19 protein-coding genes are annotated in these 18,044 nt (G+C 48.4%); 7 read left to right on the top strand and 12 right to left on the bottom strand.

From position 1 onward, the window contains the following. Positions 1 to 112 precede the first annotated feature (112 nt). Positions 113 to 1,288, bottom strand: a complete 1,176-nt coding sequence (pncB, locus tag FPG75_RS11115) for a nicotinate phosphoribosyltransferase (protein ID WP_143306886.1) — start codon at positions 1,286 to 1,288, stop codon at positions 113 to 115. A 74-nt stretch (positions 1,289 to 1,362) separates the two neighbouring features. Here pncB and FPG75_RS11110 point away from each other — a divergent pair, with 74 nt between their 5' ends. From FPG75_RS11110 to FPG75_RS11095, 4 genes are all read left to right on the top strand, one after another. Then, complete coding sequence (locus FPG75_RS11110) at positions 1,363 to 1,761, top strand: hypothetical protein (protein WP_143306884.1); 399 nt, start codon at positions 1,363 to 1,365, stop codon at positions 1,759 to 1,761. 216 nt (positions 1,762 to 1,977) lie between these two features. After that, complete coding sequence (locus FPG75_RS11105; protein WP_143306883.1) at positions 1,978 to 2,412, top strand: DinB family protein; 435 nt, start codon at positions 1,978 to 1,980, stop codon at positions 2,410 to 2,412. Positions 2,413 to 2,415: 3 nt separating this feature from the next. Continuing rightward, complete coding sequence (locus FPG75_RS11100) at positions 2,416 to 3,402, top strand: MBL fold metallo-hydrolase (protein WP_143306881.1); 987 nt, start codon at positions 2,416 to 2,418, stop codon at positions 3,400 to 3,402. A gap of 5 nt (positions 3,403 to 3,407) precedes the next feature. After that, positions 3,408 to 4,037, top strand: coding sequence for a phosphatase PAP2 family protein (locus tag FPG75_RS11095; RefSeq protein ID WP_143306879.1), 630 nt, complete (start codon positions 3,408 to 3,410; stop codon positions 4,035 to 4,037). Here FPG75_RS11095 and FPG75_RS11090 read toward each other — a convergent pair. From FPG75_RS11090 to FPG75_RS11065, 6 genes are all read right to left on the bottom strand, one after another. Then, positions 4,026 to 4,559, bottom strand: a complete 534-nt coding sequence (locus tag FPG75_RS11090) for a hypothetical protein (RefSeq protein ID WP_143306878.1) — start codon at positions 4,557 to 4,559, stop codon at positions 4,026 to 4,028. The two genes, FPG75_RS11095 and FPG75_RS11090, sit on opposite strands and share 12 nt — an antisense overlap. Further along, a complete protein-coding gene (locus tag FPG75_RS11085; protein ID WP_143306876.1) occupies positions 4,559 to 4,954 on the bottom strand; it encodes a hypothetical protein in 396 nt (131 codons plus the stop codon). Before FPG75_RS11085 ends, FPG75_RS11090 begins: the two co-directional genes overlap by 1 nt. Positions 4,955 to 5,426: 472 nt before the next feature. After that, on the bottom strand, positions 5,427 to 6,248 hold the full coding sequence (locus FPG75_RS11080; RefSeq protein WP_236652769.1) for a phosphatase PAP2 family protein: 822 nt from the start codon (positions 6,246 to 6,248) through the stop codon (positions 5,427 to 5,429). 63 nt (positions 6,249 to 6,311) lie between these two features. Further along, complete coding sequence (locus FPG75_RS11075; RefSeq protein WP_143306875.1) at positions 6,312 to 6,821, bottom strand: FUSC family protein; 510 nt, start codon at positions 6,819 to 6,821, stop codon at positions 6,312 to 6,314. Between the two features lie 212 nt (positions 6,822 to 7,033). Then, entirely contained in the window at positions 7,034 to 8,563 is a 1,530-nt protein-coding gene (locus FPG75_RS11070; protein ID WP_143306874.1) for a S10 family peptidase, read from the bottom strand. 81 nt (positions 8,564 to 8,644) lie between these two features. Then, complete coding sequence (locus tag FPG75_RS11065) at positions 8,645 to 9,469, bottom strand: AraC family transcriptional regulator (RefSeq protein WP_143306872.1); 825 nt, start codon at positions 9,467 to 9,469, stop codon at positions 8,645 to 8,647. A gap of 56 nt (positions 9,470 to 9,525) precedes the next feature. On the opposite strand from FPG75_RS11065, the gene FPG75_RS11060 reads away from it, so the two are divergent. The 3 genes from FPG75_RS11060 to FPG75_RS11050 are packed head-to-tail and all read left to right on the top strand — an operon-like array spanning position 9,526 to position 13,568. Then, entirely contained in the window at positions 9,526 to 10,890 is a 1,365-nt protein-coding gene (locus FPG75_RS11060) for a TolC family protein (RefSeq protein WP_143306870.1), read from the top strand. Positions 10,891 to 10,894: 4 nt separating this feature from the next. Further along, on the top strand, positions 10,895 to 11,968 hold the full coding sequence (locus tag FPG75_RS11055) for an HlyD family secretion protein (protein ID WP_143306868.1): 1,074 nt from the start codon (positions 10,895 to 10,897) through the stop codon (positions 11,966 to 11,968). Between the two features lie 4 nt (positions 11,969 to 11,972). After that, a complete protein-coding gene (locus FPG75_RS11050) occupies positions 11,973 to 13,568 on the top strand; it encodes an MFS transporter (RefSeq protein WP_143306867.1) in 1,596 nt (531 codons plus the stop codon). Positions 13,569 to 13,612: 44 nt separating this feature from the next. Here FPG75_RS11050 and FPG75_RS11045 read toward each other — a convergent pair whose 3' ends face one another. The 5 genes from FPG75_RS11045 to FPG75_RS11025 all read right to left on the bottom strand — a co-directional run bounded on the left by FPG75_RS11045 (position 13,613) and on the right by FPG75_RS11025 (position 18,009). Further along, positions 13,613 to 14,797 (bottom strand): acyltransferase family protein, encoded by a 1,185-nt coding sequence (locus FPG75_RS11045; RefSeq protein ID WP_161596757.1) that lies wholly within the window; start codon positions 14,795 to 14,797, stop codon positions 13,613 to 13,615. Positions 14,798 to 15,608: 811 nt separating this feature from the next. Further along, positions 15,609 to 16,100, bottom strand: a complete 492-nt coding sequence (locus tag FPG75_RS11040; RefSeq protein ID WP_143306864.1) for a hypothetical protein — start codon at positions 16,098 to 16,100, stop codon at positions 15,609 to 15,611. Between the two features lie 162 nt (positions 16,101 to 16,262). Then, positions 16,263 to 16,991, bottom strand: coding sequence for a hypothetical protein (locus FPG75_RS11035; protein WP_143306862.1), 729 nt, complete (start codon positions 16,989 to 16,991; stop codon positions 16,263 to 16,265). Next, on the bottom strand, positions 16,991 to 17,428 hold the full coding sequence (locus FPG75_RS11030; RefSeq protein ID WP_143306860.1) for a hypothetical protein: 438 nt from the start codon (positions 17,426 to 17,428) through the stop codon (positions 16,991 to 16,993). The genes FPG75_RS11035 and FPG75_RS11030 overlap by 1 nt, the downstream gene beginning before the upstream one ends. Continuing rightward, on the bottom strand, positions 17,425 to 18,009 hold the full coding sequence (locus FPG75_RS11025) for a hypothetical protein (protein ID WP_143306858.1): 585 nt from the start codon (positions 18,007 to 18,009) through the stop codon (positions 17,425 to 17,427). Before FPG75_RS11025 ends, FPG75_RS11030 begins: the two co-directional genes overlap by 4 nt. Between the last annotated feature and the right edge of the window lie 35 nt (positions 18,010 to 18,044).

Genomic DNA, 18,044 nt, shown 5'->3' with positions numbered 1-18,044 from the left:
GATCAAATCGATATGATCTCCGCGAGTCTTTTTTTAATCTTTATTAATCCTGAAAGAAAAAATCCTGGTAATCCTTTCAATCAGTATAATCCTGAGCAAGACAACCTTCGCGTTAATTCGCTGTGATGCCCAATATGGTCTTTGCCAGGTCAATGATTTTGCTGTCGCCGGTGTATTTGCCGTTTACGTCGGAGAGTTTTACTACGGGCGTCCAGCGGGGAGCGTCTTCGGGATGGGCTTCGTACATTTTGATAACGATGTTGAGGGCTTTGAGGCCTACGTCGTTGGTGAAGTTGGTGCCGATGCCGAAAGACATACCTATCTTACCGCGGCAATAGTTGGCGATCTGCGCTACAAGGGTTTCGTTCAGACCATCGGAGAAGATGATGGTTTTGCTCAGCGGGTTAATGCCTTTTTCTTTGTAATGCGCGATGGTGCGGTCTGCGAAGAGCAGGGGATCGCCGCTGTCGTGACGTACGCCATCAAAGAGTTTGGCGAACTTCTTATCGAATTGTTCAAAGAAAACAGGGGTAGTGTAGGTATCAGACAAAGCGATGCCCAGATCGCCGCGATACACTTGTACCCAGTGTTCCAGGCCAAGCATATTGGCCATCTTGAAACCGTATTTGGCGCCATGGAACATGAACCATTCATGTGCATGCGTACCTACCGGCTTTACGCCGTTGCGCATAGCCAGGTGTACATTGCTGGTACCGATAAAACAGCCTTCACCATATTTGCGGAGCGTTTGCACCACCAGGCGGTGTACAGCCAGTGAATGGCGGCGGCGCGTACCGAAATCGGCAATGGTGATGTCCATCTTTTTATAAGCCTCGATCTTTTCTCTGGTGATGCGCACCACTTCCTCATCAGCTACGCGCTGCTGGCCGGTGAGCTGGTAATACAGCTCACAGATCATCGACATGAGCGGCACCTCCCAAAGGATCGTGCGGTACCAGTAACCATCTACATGCACCTCTAATTCTTCGCCATGCTGCGCAATGTGCACCTCGTCCGGGTTGTAGCGGTATCCCTGTAAAAAATCGAGATAGGTAGGATCGAGATAGGGGCAGGTAATGGCGAGATAATTTTTCTCTTCCTTAGTCAGTTGCAAGGTAGCCATGCCATTCACAGCTTCGCGCAGCGCGGCTGCAAACCCCGGCGGAAAGGCGTGTTGGCCCCGGTTGATGAATTTGTAACGCGCACGCGCCTTCGGAAACAGCTTCACCACACAGTGCTGCATGGTAAATTTGTAGAAGTCGTTGTCCAGTATCGAGGTCAATAGCATTAATTTCAATTTAATTATTGACAATAATAACTATTTTTGGGTCTTGTTAATCATATCCTCATATCCAATATTTTATGCAGAAAGCAATTAAAGTAAGGTTCCCGCTTAACCCACAAGAAACTGTATTGTACAAGAAAGGAGCCGTATTATTGAAAAACAAATGGCAAGGCAAGCAAGGTACTGTTTATCTCACCAGTGAACGCATCGTATTCGAAGCCAAGCCCATGTTGATGTTCGCGCTGTTCGGGATTATCGGCTACCTGCTGACCCGCAGTAAAAAAGCAAAAGAATTTGCCCTCACTGATGTGGTGAACATGACCCGTACCAAACATGGCTTCAACAAGAATGTAATGGACTTTGAACTGCTGGATGGCACCACCACCCGCATTGCGTTGGCCGGCAAGTTCGATGAATTTGATCTGCACTACCAGAAAGCCATGCTGGAAGTGAAGCCGCTCTTTGATGTGAAATAATGCGAACTTGTCTGAACCAGGATTAAACGGATTTATAAGATTTTCCTGATTTAACGCGAAGATCAACGAGGTTCCAGCCCTTGAAGCGCTCAAAGCGCTTCAAGGGCTTCTTCGCTTAAATCGGACTCGCTTAAATCTTCGCGTTAAATCTTATTAATCTTATAAATCTGTTTAATCCTGGTCCTATGTTCGTATTTTGCATTAAACACTACCACCATGTTACTGGCATCATTGTTTGAAAGAGATTTAAAGCGATTATCAGAGGAGATAAAAGCATATACTACTGAAACGGCCATCTGGCAGGTGGCTCCGGGGATCGCCAATTCAGGCGGGAACCTCTGTTTGCACCTCTGTGGTAATTTGCAGCATTTTATCGGCGCTATATTGGGCAATAGCGGCTATGTGCGGGTGAGGGAGAAAGAATTTAGTGATAAGGATATACCGATAGATAAACTGCTGGCAGAGATCGACGCTACGCAACGTATAGTCCATACCGTTATATCCGGTTTGAGTCCCGAAGCCTTGCAGGCGCTTTATACCGGCAAGCCGCTGGGAGAGGAGATCACGGTAGAAAAATTCCTGACACACCTCTATGGCCACCTGAATTATCACCTGGGGCAGATCAACTATCACCGACGCTTAATACATTAGCACGTGTATACATCACCGCATTTCAATGGAAAGGTTTTCGAGAACCCCGTACCTACGCAGGTGTCTGTGCCTGGCAAGTTGTGGGGCACCATGTGGAAGTTCTTTACCTATAAAGGACAGCGGGTGCCGGATCATCCGCTTGGTCCTTTTCAGCTGTCGCCGGCAGCTTATGAAACAGCGCCAACAGATGCATTGAGAGTGGCCTGGCTCGGGCATTCCAGCTACCTGCTGCAGGCCGGAGGCAAACGTTTTATCCTCGATCCCGTATGGGCGAAACGCGCATCGCCGGTAGCTTTCATGGGACCGGAACGCTTTTTCGATGTGCCGGTTGCGCCGGAACAATTGCCCGCACTGGATGGCATCATCCTCACACATGATCATTATGATCACCTGGATGAACACATGATCCGGTTCCTGATCCAAAAGAAGATACCTTTCTATTGCCCCTTAGGGGTAGATGCCCTCCTGCTGAAATGGGGCGCCGACAAGGCTTTGATACAGGTGTTCGACTGGTGGCAGGAGAAGGAGATCATGAGCGGCATCAAACTAACGGCTACGCCTGCACGACATTTTTCCGGCCGGGGCTTCCAACGCAACCGCACTTTATGGACATCTTACGTATTGGAAACGGGCGGTCGTAAAGTATTTATTGGTGGCGACTCCGGCTATTTTCCCGGCTTTGCGGAGATCGGGAAAAAGTTCGGCCCGTTTGATCTTACCATTCTCGAAATAGGCGCCTATGGCGATACCTGGCCCGATATTCACATGGGGCCCGCCAACGCCGCCAAAGCACATCTGGAATTAGGCGGTAAAGTTATGTTGCCCGTACATTGGGGTACTTTCAATCTTGCCCTGCATCCCTGGGATGAGCCGGCAGAGCGCATCGTGCAGATCGCCAAAGAAAAAGGTATCACGCTCTGGATGCCTGCTCCCGGCGCCTGTAGCGGTGTACCTACACATACCAGTATTGATCCCTGGTGGAGAAAATAAAAGATATGAAGCTCGGAAAAGTTTGCAAGGCCTTAGGATGGCTGCTATGGCCATTTGCCATGATATTGCTGATAGCGCTGGTTTTGAAGCTGATGTACACGCGGGAGGAAATTTATTTTTACATCAATCATTTACATACGCCTGCCGGCGATTGGCTCTTTCCTTACATCACGGAGTTGGGAAGTACCGCTGTGGCGGTAACCCTGGTGGTGCTGCTTTTCATCCGAAGCCGCCGGATGGGCTTTGTGATGGCCACTACCTATTGCTTTACCACGATCATTAATTTTGTGCTGAAGTTTGTGGTAGCCTTTCCACGGCCGCACCGGTATTTCGAGCACCGACTGAGCGAGATCTATTTTGTTCCGGGCATAACGGTATTGGATAATTTCAGGAGTTTTCCTTCGGGGCATAGCGCCTGTGCGTTTACTGCTGCCACGGTACTGTCTTATTACAGCAATAACAAAGCCTGGTCTTTGTTGTACCTGCTGTTAGCCTTGCTGGTGGCTTATTCCCGTATGTATATGAGCCAGCATTTCTTTGAAGATGTGGTGGCCGGCGCATTTGTAGGTATCTTTTTCAGCATGCTGTGGCTGGCATATGTTGATGGAAAAGGTTATGCTGCATCAAGGCCATAGGTCTTCATATTTACGTCCTTCTTTTTCTTCCATCTCCCGTAAAAATTGTGGGCGGTAGTTCTTCATCACTTCATCATACATCTCTCTGGGTGTAGGATAGCGTTTACTTTTAGGCTGATGCCAGTGAGGAGCAGGCGTGTAGCGCGCCCATACGATCTCATAGCCGATGTAGATATGGTATTTGCCTTCTTTTACTTCATCGGCATGACCGAGGCGTCGTTCTTCACCCGGCGCAATATCGCGCAGGAGGCGGGTTTCGATGGTGGTGCCCATGTTGGTGCGGATCACCTGGTTCACGGCCACCGTGATCCATTGCGATGAAGAGTAATTACGTACACTGCGCAGGTAGCGCGATACGGTGAAAACACTGTTGCTGACGCCAACGATGCGTGTGTCCTGGATGGCATCTTCGCCATTCAGCGGTTGTAGCAATTTGTGTTGCAGGCCTTGCTGCGGGCGCCGGCAGATCATATAAACCACCAGGCAGGCGCATAGCAAAATAAACGGAACGTACATCATCATTATAAATATTCAGCAGTAACAATCGTATGTTCTGCACTGATCAGTGAATTATCTGAAATGCCATGGCCGGCGTAGCCAAGTTCTATCTCTTCGCCGGGCCGCAGGCGGTTGAATACGAGTAAATTGGTCTGCCACTTTTTATCACAACAGCGCTTCTGCTTGATCGTCACCTTTACGCATATGCAGGCATTGTTGCGGATGTATTCCACGCCCTCTGCTTCATTATCAGGCATCACATAACGTACGAGCGCTACTTCCGAAAGCGCGTTGGCGCCAGCTTGGGGCAGCGAGGGCTCAGGTGCGGCCTTCTTTCGATAGCGGAATACAACGCACAGGTAAATGAAAATGCAAGCAATATGAAAATAGAACATGACCAGTAGATAATACTGCTTCATAAGTTAACTGGTTTTTTGAGGACGGGGATAACAGATGATGCCGTCTGAATAATCATGAATTTACTTTGTTGATCACTTCTCTTCCTTTACTAAATGTTAACAAAAAAGCGATTAAGAGAATGTATTCATGAAGATTAGCCACCATAGCGGCATAGAGGGGAATATGTGCGGCAATTTTGCAGCGTTAACAAAAGGCTTGCAAAATATTTCAAAAGATTTCTGCACATTTGCTGATATCGTTATTCGGGTGTTTGTAACCTGTGCTTCTTCTTTAGAGTAATTAAACCGGCGGAAGGTCCTATGGCGCCGGGTATCAGATCAGTTCATTATCATTGCGATAGTAAAGAAATACAGCGGACAGGGGAGATCAGGCGCAGTTGGGTATCGTCCTTTGTATGCAACAATTGATTGGTCACCCGCTTTTACGGTTTATTAACTTGAGAAGAGCCCCGCTATTGCGAGGGCTCTTGTTTTATCTACCGAAAGATATGACAGTCATATTCACGCCTGCCGTGCGCCACTGCGCGTTGTAATATGGCATCACAACAAACTTGTCTTGATGCGCAGGGAACAGCTTGCGTTGAATAAAGGGATACATCCAATAAGCAGCTTTCGTACATAATATACCTAAACCGGCGCCGGCCACTACATCGCTGAGCCAATGGCGGTTGTTATACATGCGTAAGGCGCCGGTGGCAGTGGCGGCAGCATAGCCGGCCACTCCATACCAGGGCGATACATCTTTATACTCCTGCCGTAAAAATTCAGCAGCAGCAAATGCTGTAGCGGTATGGCCGCTGGGAAAGGAAAGGTAATTGGTTTGATCAGGACGCTCTTCATGTGTCCATGTTTTGAGCCCCTGTACAGCGCCCGCCGTCAGTAAAGCAGAAATACCCAGTATCACTGTACGGTCGCGCAGGTTGTGCTTTCCATGCACGCCCGCGGCATTCAGCACATACACTGCCACCGCCGGTGAATATTGCAGGAAATTATCAATGCCCGTATTGAAGTGGGGATGATCTTCCTTGATCTCATTGCGTGCGCTGGTATTGAGATCCGTAAGGGAATGATTATTCAGGGCCAGAAATCCATAGCCCAGCATGGCGGCGGGCACAGCCCATCCGGCAATGGTGCTTTTGAACCGGGGTTCATTAGCGGGCATCTGTATCTTTATGGGCGGAAAGGAATCCTGGCTGGCAGGAAGGGAATCGGTCATATACTGGGCCGCTACAGTTGAGGTGCAGGCTACCGCGGCGCTACAAGCCATGCCTGCTGCTATAATCATCTTCTTCATGCATCACTCCTTAGGATTCAAACATAAATACTAATTCTGTAGCAAATCTGTAGCTGAGGTTGGTCAGGCCTCATGGTGCTGTACATCCACCTGTGGCACGGGCTTTCGGGTAAAGCGGTTATGATAGAGAAAGGTAATACCCAGGCCCAGCACACAACCCGCCACCACCGATAATACGCGGCCTAATGCCGTATCCCAGGGATGAACGCCGGCCTCATGTGTCATCACGATGACAGTGGCAGCCAATGCACTGCGTGTAGCGGCCTCTATTTTCAATAAATTACAAACGGCAACGGTAATCACCACCGCTATACCCATCATCAATATCAGATTGGAATGCAGTAATATCAATGCGAAACCCGCAGCAGCCCCCACCAGGTTTGCCTTGATACGTGTTACCGCCAGCGTAACGGCATCAGAGCCGCTAGGCGAAAGCACCAGCATCACTGATATCAGCACCCAAACTACATCCTTGTAATCCAGTAGCCAGGAAAGCAACATCACTACCAGCACACCGGTAACACATTTGGCGGCATATACTGCAATCCGCTTGAGTCTTTCTTTATCCAACATGCCGCAATGTTAGGAATTTTTTTAATAGTAGCGAAGGTTGTCTTAGCTCAGGATTATACTGATTGAAAGGATTACCAGGATTTTTTTTCTGGATTAAAAAAGATTCGCGAAGATCAATTCGAAAATAATCTTCGCGAATCTTTTTTAATCCAGAAAAAAAATCCTGGTAATCCTTTCAATCAGTATAATCCTGAGCTAAGACAACCTTCGCATCAATACTTCGCAGCGCCCTTTGGCAGCGACTTGCGGATGAACTCGCGGATGTCGTCGTTGCCGGTGGCGAGGTCTTCTTTGCGGAGGTACATCATATGGCCGCTGCGGTAGCCGCGCCAGGAGAGGCGGTCTTTCAAACGGCCGCCGGGATCGAGTTGCCACATGCTGTATTTGGCATTGAAATAATCGCAGGCGCCATCGTAGTAGCCGGATTGTATCATCACATGCAGGTAAGGGTTCTGGGCCATAGCCTGGCGCAGGTTCTCGCCGGTATTGTCGTTGTTGCGGTCCCAGGGAAATACAGGGCCGAACATGTTATATTTCAGGTCTGTTTTGAAGTTGAGCTCCTGACGTACATAGATGTTCATGGCCGGTGTGAAGGCGTGTAACCAGGCTGTAAGCTCGGCGTTGTAATCAGGATTATCGCCCGCGATCTCACGATCTACGCCACGGTAGCGGCTATCCAGACGACCCACCGTAAAGCCTTTGCTGCGCAATAGTTCTTTCCAGAAAAAGCCGGTAGGGATATTGAGGTTATGATCCAGTATCACTTGCTGCGAAAGGCCGGAATAACGCGCCATCTTGCCCGCAATATCTTTTCTTTTGTTTTCATCGAGGAAGCCGCCCTGGCTGATGGCGGGTATCAGCTCATTGATGGTGAACTGTTCTACTTCCGGCAGCATGGCGGTAAGGTCTTTCTGTTGCAGATCGGCAGGCAGGGCCTTGTGATACCAGGCGGTGGCAGCAAAATAGGGGAGCCGCAAAGCCGCGTCCACAGGGCCATTGCGGTTGATGCCCAGGTCGGTGGGGGAGACGAGTATCACCCCGTTGAGGTACATCCATTGCGCATTCTGTAACTCCAGCGCAAGACCAGATACGCGCGTGGTGCCATAGCTTTCACCGATCAGGTACTTGGGCGATGCCCAGCGGTTATGCCTGGATACGAAGGTGTTGATCCACTCTGCGAGGTATTTAATATCCGCATTCACACCAAAGAATTTCTCCCTTGGCGCATCTTTGGAAGTGATGCGGGAGAAGCCGGTGTTGGCCGGATCAATATAGATGATATCTGCGATATCGAGTATCGACTGCGGATTTTCGTGTATGCCATAGGGTTGTACCGGGTAGCCTTCATCGTCGATGTTGAGGAGGCGGGGGCCGGTATACGCAATCTGCATCCATACAGAGGGCGTGCCCGGGCCGCCGTTGAACGAGATCACGAGCGGGCGCGCATCGCGGTCTTTTACATCTGTTCTTTCATAATAAGTGTAGAAGAGGCCTGCAATGGCTTTACCATCCTGGTCCCATACAGGCTGCGTGCCGGCAATCACCTTGTAAGGCACCTTTTGCCCTTTGATGGTTACGTCATGCAAGGTGGTGACAGTCGTGTCGGGATTGAGTGTTACCGACAGGTGAGGCGCTTCTGCTTTCGGCGCAGGAGCGGTGTTGGCTTTGTCTTTCTGCTGCGCAGTTACCGCCTGCAGGCTAAGCGCCGTGAGCAGGGCGGGTAAAAGCACTTGCTTTCTCATTACGTTCATGTATTAGATCTTGATTGGTTTTAAAGATTGGCCAAAAGCGTCACAAATGCAAATACTTTTGGATAAGCGGAACTATTCGTCCGCCGCCGCAGGCCGGTGTTTGTTGAGATGCTGGAACTCGGATGGCCGCCTGCCCACCAGCTTGAAGAAGGTATTGCTGAACGCTGCAACGCTGTTGTAGCCGGTGTCCCAGGCGATCTCACTGATGGTTTTGTCTGTCTCCAGCAGGTAGCCCATAGCGCGCAACATACGCGCCAGCTTGAGATATTGGAAGAAAGAAATATCCATGGTAGAACGAAACAGGCGCGTGAGCGTACGCTCACTTGTATTAAAGGCATGGCAGATACTTTCCAGCGTCAATGGCTCCGCCAGGTTCTCCTGTATGTACCGCAACATAGGCTGCACACGGCTGTTCCGGGTGGTAGGCAACGTGATGGGTAAAGGCGCCAGACTTACCTCCGGCAGTATATGTTTGAGCGCCTTCACAAAGGTAAAGGCCTTGCTGCCGGGCATTACGTTGCCTTCCCATTTAGCCGTATACAGGATCATCTCCAGCAATAAATTATTCACCGGGTAAATGCCGGTAGTGGTATAGAAAGGATCATTCCGGTCATCTCTCTCCGAAAAAAAATAAATGCTTCGCACATAGTTCGCCGGATAGCGGTGGATGAAATGATGCTCTACGCCAGCCGGTACCCACATATAATGACGGGCAGGCAGGAAGTAGGTCTTGTCCCGCGTGTATAAAAAAGCCGCTCCTCCTTCAACATACGTGAGTTGTCCTTTGTTATGTTGATGAAAGGGAAAGTGATGCTCCGTTTTCAAATGCCATATATAAGCCGATTGCGGTAACTCGTCGGTGGCGCGCAGGATCTGCTCTGGTGTCTGTTTTTTCATTTGGCCGGATCGAACAATTTTATGGCAATTTATAGAAAATAAATTTGGCGCAGAGAATGGAACTTTGCAGCTTCATCACCATCAATATGTCTACATTATCTTGTAAGTTGCTGACAGCAGCGCTATTGCTGTTGTTTGCCTGCAACAGAAAGGCCTATAGTCAGGACCCTGCCACCCATTATCTCACATTACCCGAAGTCTGGAAAAAGGCCGCTGAGCACAACAAACAGTTGCAGATGAAATACCTGCACGTGCAAAGCATGGATGCCCGCATCAAAAACGCCAAAGCAGAAAAGCTGCCCGAAGTGAAAGCCGATGGTATGTATGGCCGCGTATCCAACCTGCCCATATATGAAGATGGCCTCCTGCACGCACCTGCACAGTATCCTGTGGTACATGAAACCTACAAGTTCGGCGCCGATGCTTACTGGAACGTATATAACGGTGGCAAAACGAACCGCGAAATCAGCATGGCGCAAACAGAGCATGCGCTGGCCCAAGAACAGCAACACCTCTCTGAGCAAGAGATCCGCTATAAAGTCGCTGCCTATTATCTCGACATCTACCGGAACCGCATGTACGAAAAAGTAATGTTGAGAGATATTGCCGACAGAGAACAGGAACTGAATGAGATACGCCAGCTGCAAAAGAATGGCGTAGTATTAAAGAGCGATGTATTGAGAGCGGAGCTAAAGCTGTCCAAGCAGAAAATGACCCTCCTCGAAATCCGTAACAGCATTGTGATTGCGGTGCAACGCCTCAATATCCTTACCGGCGATCCCGACACTACGCCTGTCAACATCGCGATGGATACCCTCGCACTCGCCGCCTCACCCGAACGCACCTACGAAGATTACCTGAATGATGCTTATGAACATTCTTTTACCATGAAGATTTCAGAGAAGGAAACTGCCCTGAGTGAGCTGAAACTCAAGCAGGTAAAGGCAAACGTGCTACCGCGGGTAGGCCTCTTTGCCGAATACGGTTACGCCTATCCGCAGATACTGTTCTATCCCTACAGCGTCGCATTATATGGGCTCGGACAAACCGGCGTAAAGGCCAGCCTGCCCATCTCTGCCTTCTATCTCAACAAACATAAAAAAGAAGAAGCCGCCCTGCACCTCCGGCAACAAGAGATCGAACATGCTGATACCCGCGACCAGGTCAGGGAAGCTGTTAAAGCAGCCTACGTACGCTATACCGAAGCGCTCACCCGCATCCAGGTGGCCAATGACAACATCGCACAGGCACAGGAGAATTTCCGCATCGTCAACAACACCTATTTCAATCAGCTGTCATTGCTCACCGATCTGCTGGACGCAGAAACGCAACTACTGCAATCCCGCTTCGATCTTACCACAGCGCAAGTGACCGCTCAACTCCAATATTATCAACTACTGAAAGCCACAGGCAACCTTTAATCATATGAACAAAACGAATACCGACACCAACACCAACAGAACTGACCGGATTATCTCAAGGATCACCACCATCGTGGCTTCCATAGTGGTGATATGCCTGGCCATCTGGGGGATCAGGACATTGCTCCATCAGCTGAAATACGAAGAAACGAATGATGCACAGGTAGATGAATACATTAACCCCGTAGTAGCCAAGGTGACGGGCTATGTAGAACAGATCCGTTATGAGGAAAACCAGGAAGTGAAAAAGGGAGATACGCTGATACTGATCGATAACAGCGAATACAGTGCTGCACAACAGGAAGCGCAGGCGGCCCTCACTAACGCAGAAGCACAAACGAATGTGCTGCAAAGCAATGTACGCACCAGCGCCGACAATGCCAAAGTATATGAATCGCAGATCGCTGCGGCCAAAGCCAGGCTGGTGAATCAACAACAGGAATACGACCGTTATAAAAAACTGTACGATGTAGAATCCGCTACCAAACAGCAGCTCGACCGTGTGCAGGCGGCGCTCGACGTAGCCCGCTCCGACTACAATACCGCTGTTGGCGCCTACAAGGCCTCGCTTTCAAAAGTAGAAGATGCCAAAGTACAGCAGCAGGCGCTCAATGCAGAGATCAAAAGGAGAGAGGCAGTAGTGAAAAGAAATGAGCTCACCGTTTCTTATACCGTTATCGTTGCGCCTTACGACGGCAAGATGGGCCGCCGTACCATCCAGCCAGGACAACTGATCCAGGCCGGACAAACATTGGCCTTTATCGTTGACCGCGAAGCCGGCAAATGGGTGATCGCCAATTTTAAAGAAACACAAATCCGTCATATGATCGTTGGCGACAGCGCATCCATTACGATAGACGCCTTTCCTGGCAAGACTTTCACCGGACGCATTGAATCACTGTCGGCCGCCACTGGTTCCCGTTTCTCTTTATTGCCACCAGACAACGCGACGGGCAACTTCGTGAAAATTGCACAACGCATTCCCGTACGGATACGCCTACACGGAGATGCAAAAGAGCTGGAAAAGCTGTCTGCCGGGATGAGTGCTATTGTATCAGTAAAAAAACAGCGGAGCTAGGATCATGGGTAAAGGCCAGACGATATTCCGGTCATGGGTCCCCGAATGGCTGATCCGCCTGACCATCATGCTCGTGCTGTTACCAACAGTGATGTTGTTTGCTTTGTCTACTGCCAACGTCAATGCTGCCACTGGTTTCTACGGCGCCGAGCCTGCCGATATACAATTCTCCATGTTGCTGTATTACGCTGCCCTGGCCAGTTTTACGCCACTGGAAAAGCGCTTCTTCAGCCGCATCTCCACCAAAGAATATTTCGTGATCTGTATCGTGATGCAGGTGATCGTTTCCTGGTGTTGTTACAATACGCGACTGATACCGGTGTTGTTTGTCTGCCGCTTTTTGCAGGGGATCATCAATTGCGGCGTAACAAGCATTTGTTTAACCTTGCTGTTCTCCCGCCTGAAATCAGAATATGCACGCGAGATTGGTTATGCGATCTTCTACGCCATGATCCTGTGTTCTGCCTCACTCACCTCCCTGGTGATGGCGCCGATCATCGACGACTACGAATACAACGTATTGTATAAAGTAGTGATCTACACGTTTATACCCGGCGCAGTTTTACTATTATTGTTGATGAACCGCATACACCTGGTCCGCAAAACACCGCTCTACCAGCTGGATTGGGGCAGCTTCTGCTTATATGCGCCCATGCTGATCCTGCTGGGATACGTACTCATATACGGACAACAATATTATTGGTTACAGGATGCACGTATCCGTTGGAGCCTGACCGGAATGGCAGGCCTGTTGTGCTTCTTTATCCTGCGGCAGCTGACGAGGAAGCGCCCTTTCATTCATCTCGAAGTATTCAAATCGAAGGCCTTTATATTTGGCCTGTTGCTGCTCGCGCTGTTGTATGTTATTCGTGGGGCCTTCAACGTTACTACCGCGTATTTCGCTACCGTGCTGGGTATGGACCCTTTGCATATCTATGAGTTGTTCATCTACAATATCATAGGAATCGCTATCGGTGCGGTTGCTTCAGCAAGGCTCATTATCAAAAGGCGTCCTTTACAGTTTATCTGGCTCGCGGGTTTTTTCCTCTTGTTCCTGTTCCATAGCTGGATGTATTTCCATTTCGCATCGGAGGCAGATATGCCTGACTTTATTATGCCATTGATCATTCAGGGCGCCGGCGCCGGTATGTTGATGACGCCGATCATTCTCTTCATCATCTCTTCAGTGCCGGAAGAGCTGGGCCAATCTGCCTCTGCGGTGGGTGTGTTTGTGCGCTATGCGTTCTTTAGCGTGAGTACGGCATTGATCAATTACTTCACCTTGTTCTTCGGGAATATTCATGCCAACAGGTTGAACGATCACGTTACGGTGATCGATGACCGTTTGCCTGAGCGATTGAAAATGTATCAGTCGGCATTGCAAAGCCGGGGCCTTCCGCCAGACCAGGCCGCCAGGGCGGCTAACGGGCTTTTGAGCAGGGCCGTGCAAAAGCAGGTGTTCCTGAAATATGCGATGGATTATTATGAATGGATCGCGATATTGATTTGTGTGACCATGTTGATGATCATCATGGCGCCATTTATCAACCGGACGATCATCAACGTACGTTCCAAACAGCCCGCAGCGGCTACCTTTTAATCCCTTGGAAAGCAGGAGAGGGGCTGATTTTTAGGCATCAACCCCTATCCTCTTCCGTATTTGCTTTTTAGTCGCATGAACCTTTGTTCAAGTAGATAATAACTGGCAGCAGCAAGCAGGTATACCAGCAGAAAATCAAGGAGGAAGAGCAGGTAGACAGGTAGATGAATGGTTTTGATGATGACGATCTGTAAGATAAAATGGAAGATGTACATGCCATAGGAAACCTTGCCAATGGCCACCAGTGGCTTTGTTTCGAGGAGAGCGGTGAGTGCGCGTTGCAGGGGACTGTGAAACTCGCTGGTCAGTAAGAGGAGAATGGCGGCAGACAGGAAATTCAACACCAGGAAATACCATACATGTCCGTACGACGAAATATCCCGTACATAGAATCCCAGCACAGACCAATACGGTGCATAATGACTATCGAAATCATATCCCCGGATGCTGGTTTTATCGGCCAGCAGGTAGTTGGCTGTTCCGGCGGCCAGCGTTATCATTAGCGCTGCAATGAAGTACCAGTGCGGCTTTCGTACGGAGCGCTGTAAACTGAACAGGTGCAGGCCGGCGCCTATGAAGAACGCATCCAGGTAGCTTAACGGGAACGTATATACGATATCCCAGGCCTGGTAATCCGCCTTGCCATGCAGTTGCATGAAGTATACCAGCCACCAACGAAAAGCCGGTCCTAGTAAAAGTATCACAAGCGTTAATACACGCAGGCGCTTCAAGGACAGCAGGAAAATGAGCAGCGGAAAGGTCAGGTAAAATTGTTCCTCCACGCAAAGCGACCACAGATGCGTGTATACGGAACTCAGCGACCAATTGCCGAAGAAGGTCAGGTTATATGTGTACGTGAGCAGGTACGGTAACTGCCGCCAATATGCTGGCGGAAAGCCGGTTACGGCGCATATCAGCGCGAAGGCCAGCAGGTACGCATAATACACCGGAAATATCCGAAGCACGCGGCGGCCCCAGAATTTCCGGAGCCGGACGCCAAGGTCCGCAGGCTGCATTTTTTCTCTCAACAAAATCCCGCCGATCAAATACCCCGATAACACAAAGAATAACTGGATACCGATCCATCCGAAATGGAGTATCTCGAAGTGATATAACATCACCAATGTAATGGCGACGGCTCTCAAACCGTCGAGGCTTTTAATATAGGAACCCGCTGAGAATGGCGTATTTGAAATGTCTGGATGTAAGGACGTGTTTATCGTACTCATAGCAGCCGGCAAAGGGTAGTAGGGATGTATAAATGAGTTCGAATATAGATGAATTACTTCACAGTGTCTTGATTTATTTAACATAATATAAATTATAAGACTATTCATAACCACCAAATTAGAAAGTAATTACATATGTGCGCATTTGTGTTAAAAGTGAATTTTTAGAATGTGAAGATTTCAGGATCAGTGCCTGAATAATTTCGTTAACGAGATAAAAGTATCTTATTTTCAATACCAGCCAAAAATTTTCTTCCAGCCGCCGTAGGATTTCGCTAACTACGCCGTCCCATGCAGGACTTCCGCCCAAGGATCACTCGGAATCAATAAGAGAATTAAATTATCATGCTCATCATAAGCCCGGTGATGTAGAAACATCTGTCCGGGGCTGGTCGGTTTGGTAAATGAAACAGGCAGCGGTGTAAAAACATCACTGCGGAAAACATTAATAATTTTTATATGTTAACGATTATCATACAAATTTTGGGACGAGGTAAAAACCCCATCCCGGCATCGATCCTGTGCTAATAGTGATGCCCTTTAGCGCTCCGGTTGTAGGTTTAGAACAATCCCATCTCCGTAGAACTCCCGCAAAACCTTTTCGATCCTCTTAGTTTCTGTGTTGCTGAACACTGGCTTGCCGTCCATGTCCAGCAATTTCAATCTGCGATAATACGTCGCCACGCTCCAACTACATTCCGCGCAGATTTTCCCCCTAAGAATGTTTGGCAACTCAATAAGTTCTGAATGTGCGCGGGCCAGTAAATTCCTGTTCTGTATAGTTACTGGGGCTGATATCATATAGAAAAGATTAGCGAAAATGAATAAAACCGGGGGAGGGCGCTGCCGCCGCGCCACTCCCCCCTTCCCCCACCCCGGCGGGGGTTTCCAAACAATGGAAAAGGGGGGCTGCATCAGTCAACCACTGTTCCAGCCCTTGCAAAAAAAATTCTAAGTCATCCCGTTCGATGCCGTCGAGTTGATCAAATTTCTTTGATGAGAGAACAGAGCAACGCAGATGATGTAAAAAAGCATTTACATCGTCTGCGCAATATGTTGCTAGTATTGGATTTAAAGGGAGTTCGGCGAGAATATAATGCGCGCTGATAACAATCTCTATAGCACTTTTGAAAGCCGAAAGATATTGCTGATCCGCAGCGCCCAGGCTCTTGTAATGTTGTGTAGCCTTAAATAATTTAACCAGCTTGCCAAAGCTGGTAACTGATTGCGAGAAAGAAAACCATTCGTGTAGGGAGATTTTCCGAGTATCAGATTTGGGTGTCGAAGCGTTTGCAGTGATCATAACAAAGGGGGTTGGTCACCGTCTAAACTTCACGGACACCGGAGGCGCCAGAAAATTTGGGGCACTTGCATCCCCATGCCAACCCCGAAAGTTAAGTTAGTTCCGGGGCGGCGCGAGGTGTTTTGATCCGTTAAAGTTTAGACCCGCTAAAGATATAAAAAATTACAACACGCGAAATAAAACGTACTTGGAATTTTCACCAACTTCGTATATCCCTGCGGGTTTGTGAAGGATAGAAAAGTCTACATTGTCAGGCCAGCACTGCATTTTAAGGCTCTCTACCACGTCATCATTTTTTAACTTACCGACTAAGATATGTTTGTAGTCAACATTATACGAAATCTTATCACGTACCAAAACATCGTCAGGAAGCTCCTGAAAAGGTAACATTAAACCGAACCTGATTCGGCCATCGATGTGACTTTCGCCGACACCGGGGTGTACGCTCATGCTTTCATGAACACATTGAACGTAGTCGGCACCGAAGGAATCAAAATAATCGATTTTGTGGATTGTCCCTTCCATGCTCATAATGTTCCATGCTGTTGCCACATCCACAAGCCTAGCCGGAATCACAATACCTTTTACCTTTGCCACATTCGGTAAGCCTTGCGGTACTGTTACATTCGTTACAAGCTGCCAGCCAGGGTAAGTAGGCGGAAATCCGAGAGCTGACTTTGTTTCTATTATAGTGATACCCTTTTCAGCAAACGTGTACCATTCAGGATCGTTAACAAACTGTACTTTCAATAGTTCCACCGGCTGAAAAGCACCATAGCCAATGACTTCAGGCGTTACGGTTTGTACCTGATACTTTGGCGCTTTGATTGCTTCAAAAAACTGATCGTTAAAGGCAAAACCCCCGTTTACTTCTGTGTTACCGTGTGTCATTAGTCCAAACTGTTGATTATAGTTGTTTTTATTTGTGCCTGTTCGCTGTTGTTGAGATACTTCTTCACGTCAGCACGGAGGCTTTTACCTTTGCTATATTGTTGATAATACTGGCTTGTTAGCTTGGCTTCCTCGATGGTGTTAAGCCTGTTCAGGTTTTGGATAACTGCATCTTCGTCCTCATCAAACCGCCAGTCAAGAATAGGGATCACGCCGAACATATTGTGCGTATTCCAAATGGCCTTTTCGGCTTTCTCTGCTACATCCCTGCAAACCGCTATCCTGTCTTTACTTACGTTGGAAGATGCCGCTACTGCTTCCAATTCCGCAACCCCCATCACCACCTTACTCGCGGCTTGAAACCCGCGCCATAAGTAGTAGATAACAGCCACTATGATGCCGTAAAGCAGATACGTTTTAATCTGGTCTTTTCTCATTGGTGTAGGTTTAAAATGTAGTACATCGCAGCAAGGAAAATCGCTATGGACAAAAGAATGAAAGACGATGCCGTTACTGTGGTGATAGGCAGTTTAGTTTTCGCCTTTAGCTTCTCCACGCCGGTAGCCCACCTCTTTTTTATCTCGCCTTTTGTAATTACCCCTGAGCTATCAACGTCGAATCCTTTGTTCCACAAGTATCGTTTCGTCCCTTCAGTAGCAAAAACAGTACTATCAGGTTTATTAAACAATGGCGGGTGAAGCATCAGGCAATAAACGTCAAAAGCCTCATTGGGTGGAGCTGGATACACTTTCTTTAATTGCAAAAAATATTTCTCAACGTAAACAAGTTGCTGTGATACCGTCATAGCAGGCAACCGTTTATACAACCCCTTCTCAATTCCTTCCGCAGTACTTTCAAGAAATTGAATCAGTCCGGTGGCACCTGACGAACTGTTTTTAATGCCGGGGGAAAACGTTCCCCCGGTTTCAAACATAATGCAGTCCACCAATGAAAGAGCCGGAAAGCCCAACCGCTGCTCGATCCCCAAGATCAACGATAACTCGTTACTGGTTAACATCGCTTGTTTTTTTGGATTCCAGCAATTCGGGGTAC

This window comes from Chitinophaga vietnamensis (genome assembly GCF_902167635.1).
GTDB classification, from domain to species: domain Bacteria; phylum Bacteroidota; class Bacteroidia; order Chitinophagales; family Chitinophagaceae; genus Chitinophaga; species Chitinophaga vietnamensis.
The sequence above is the reverse complement of the archived record's forward strand: the minus strand, read 5'-3'. Positions and strand labels throughout refer to the sequence as shown.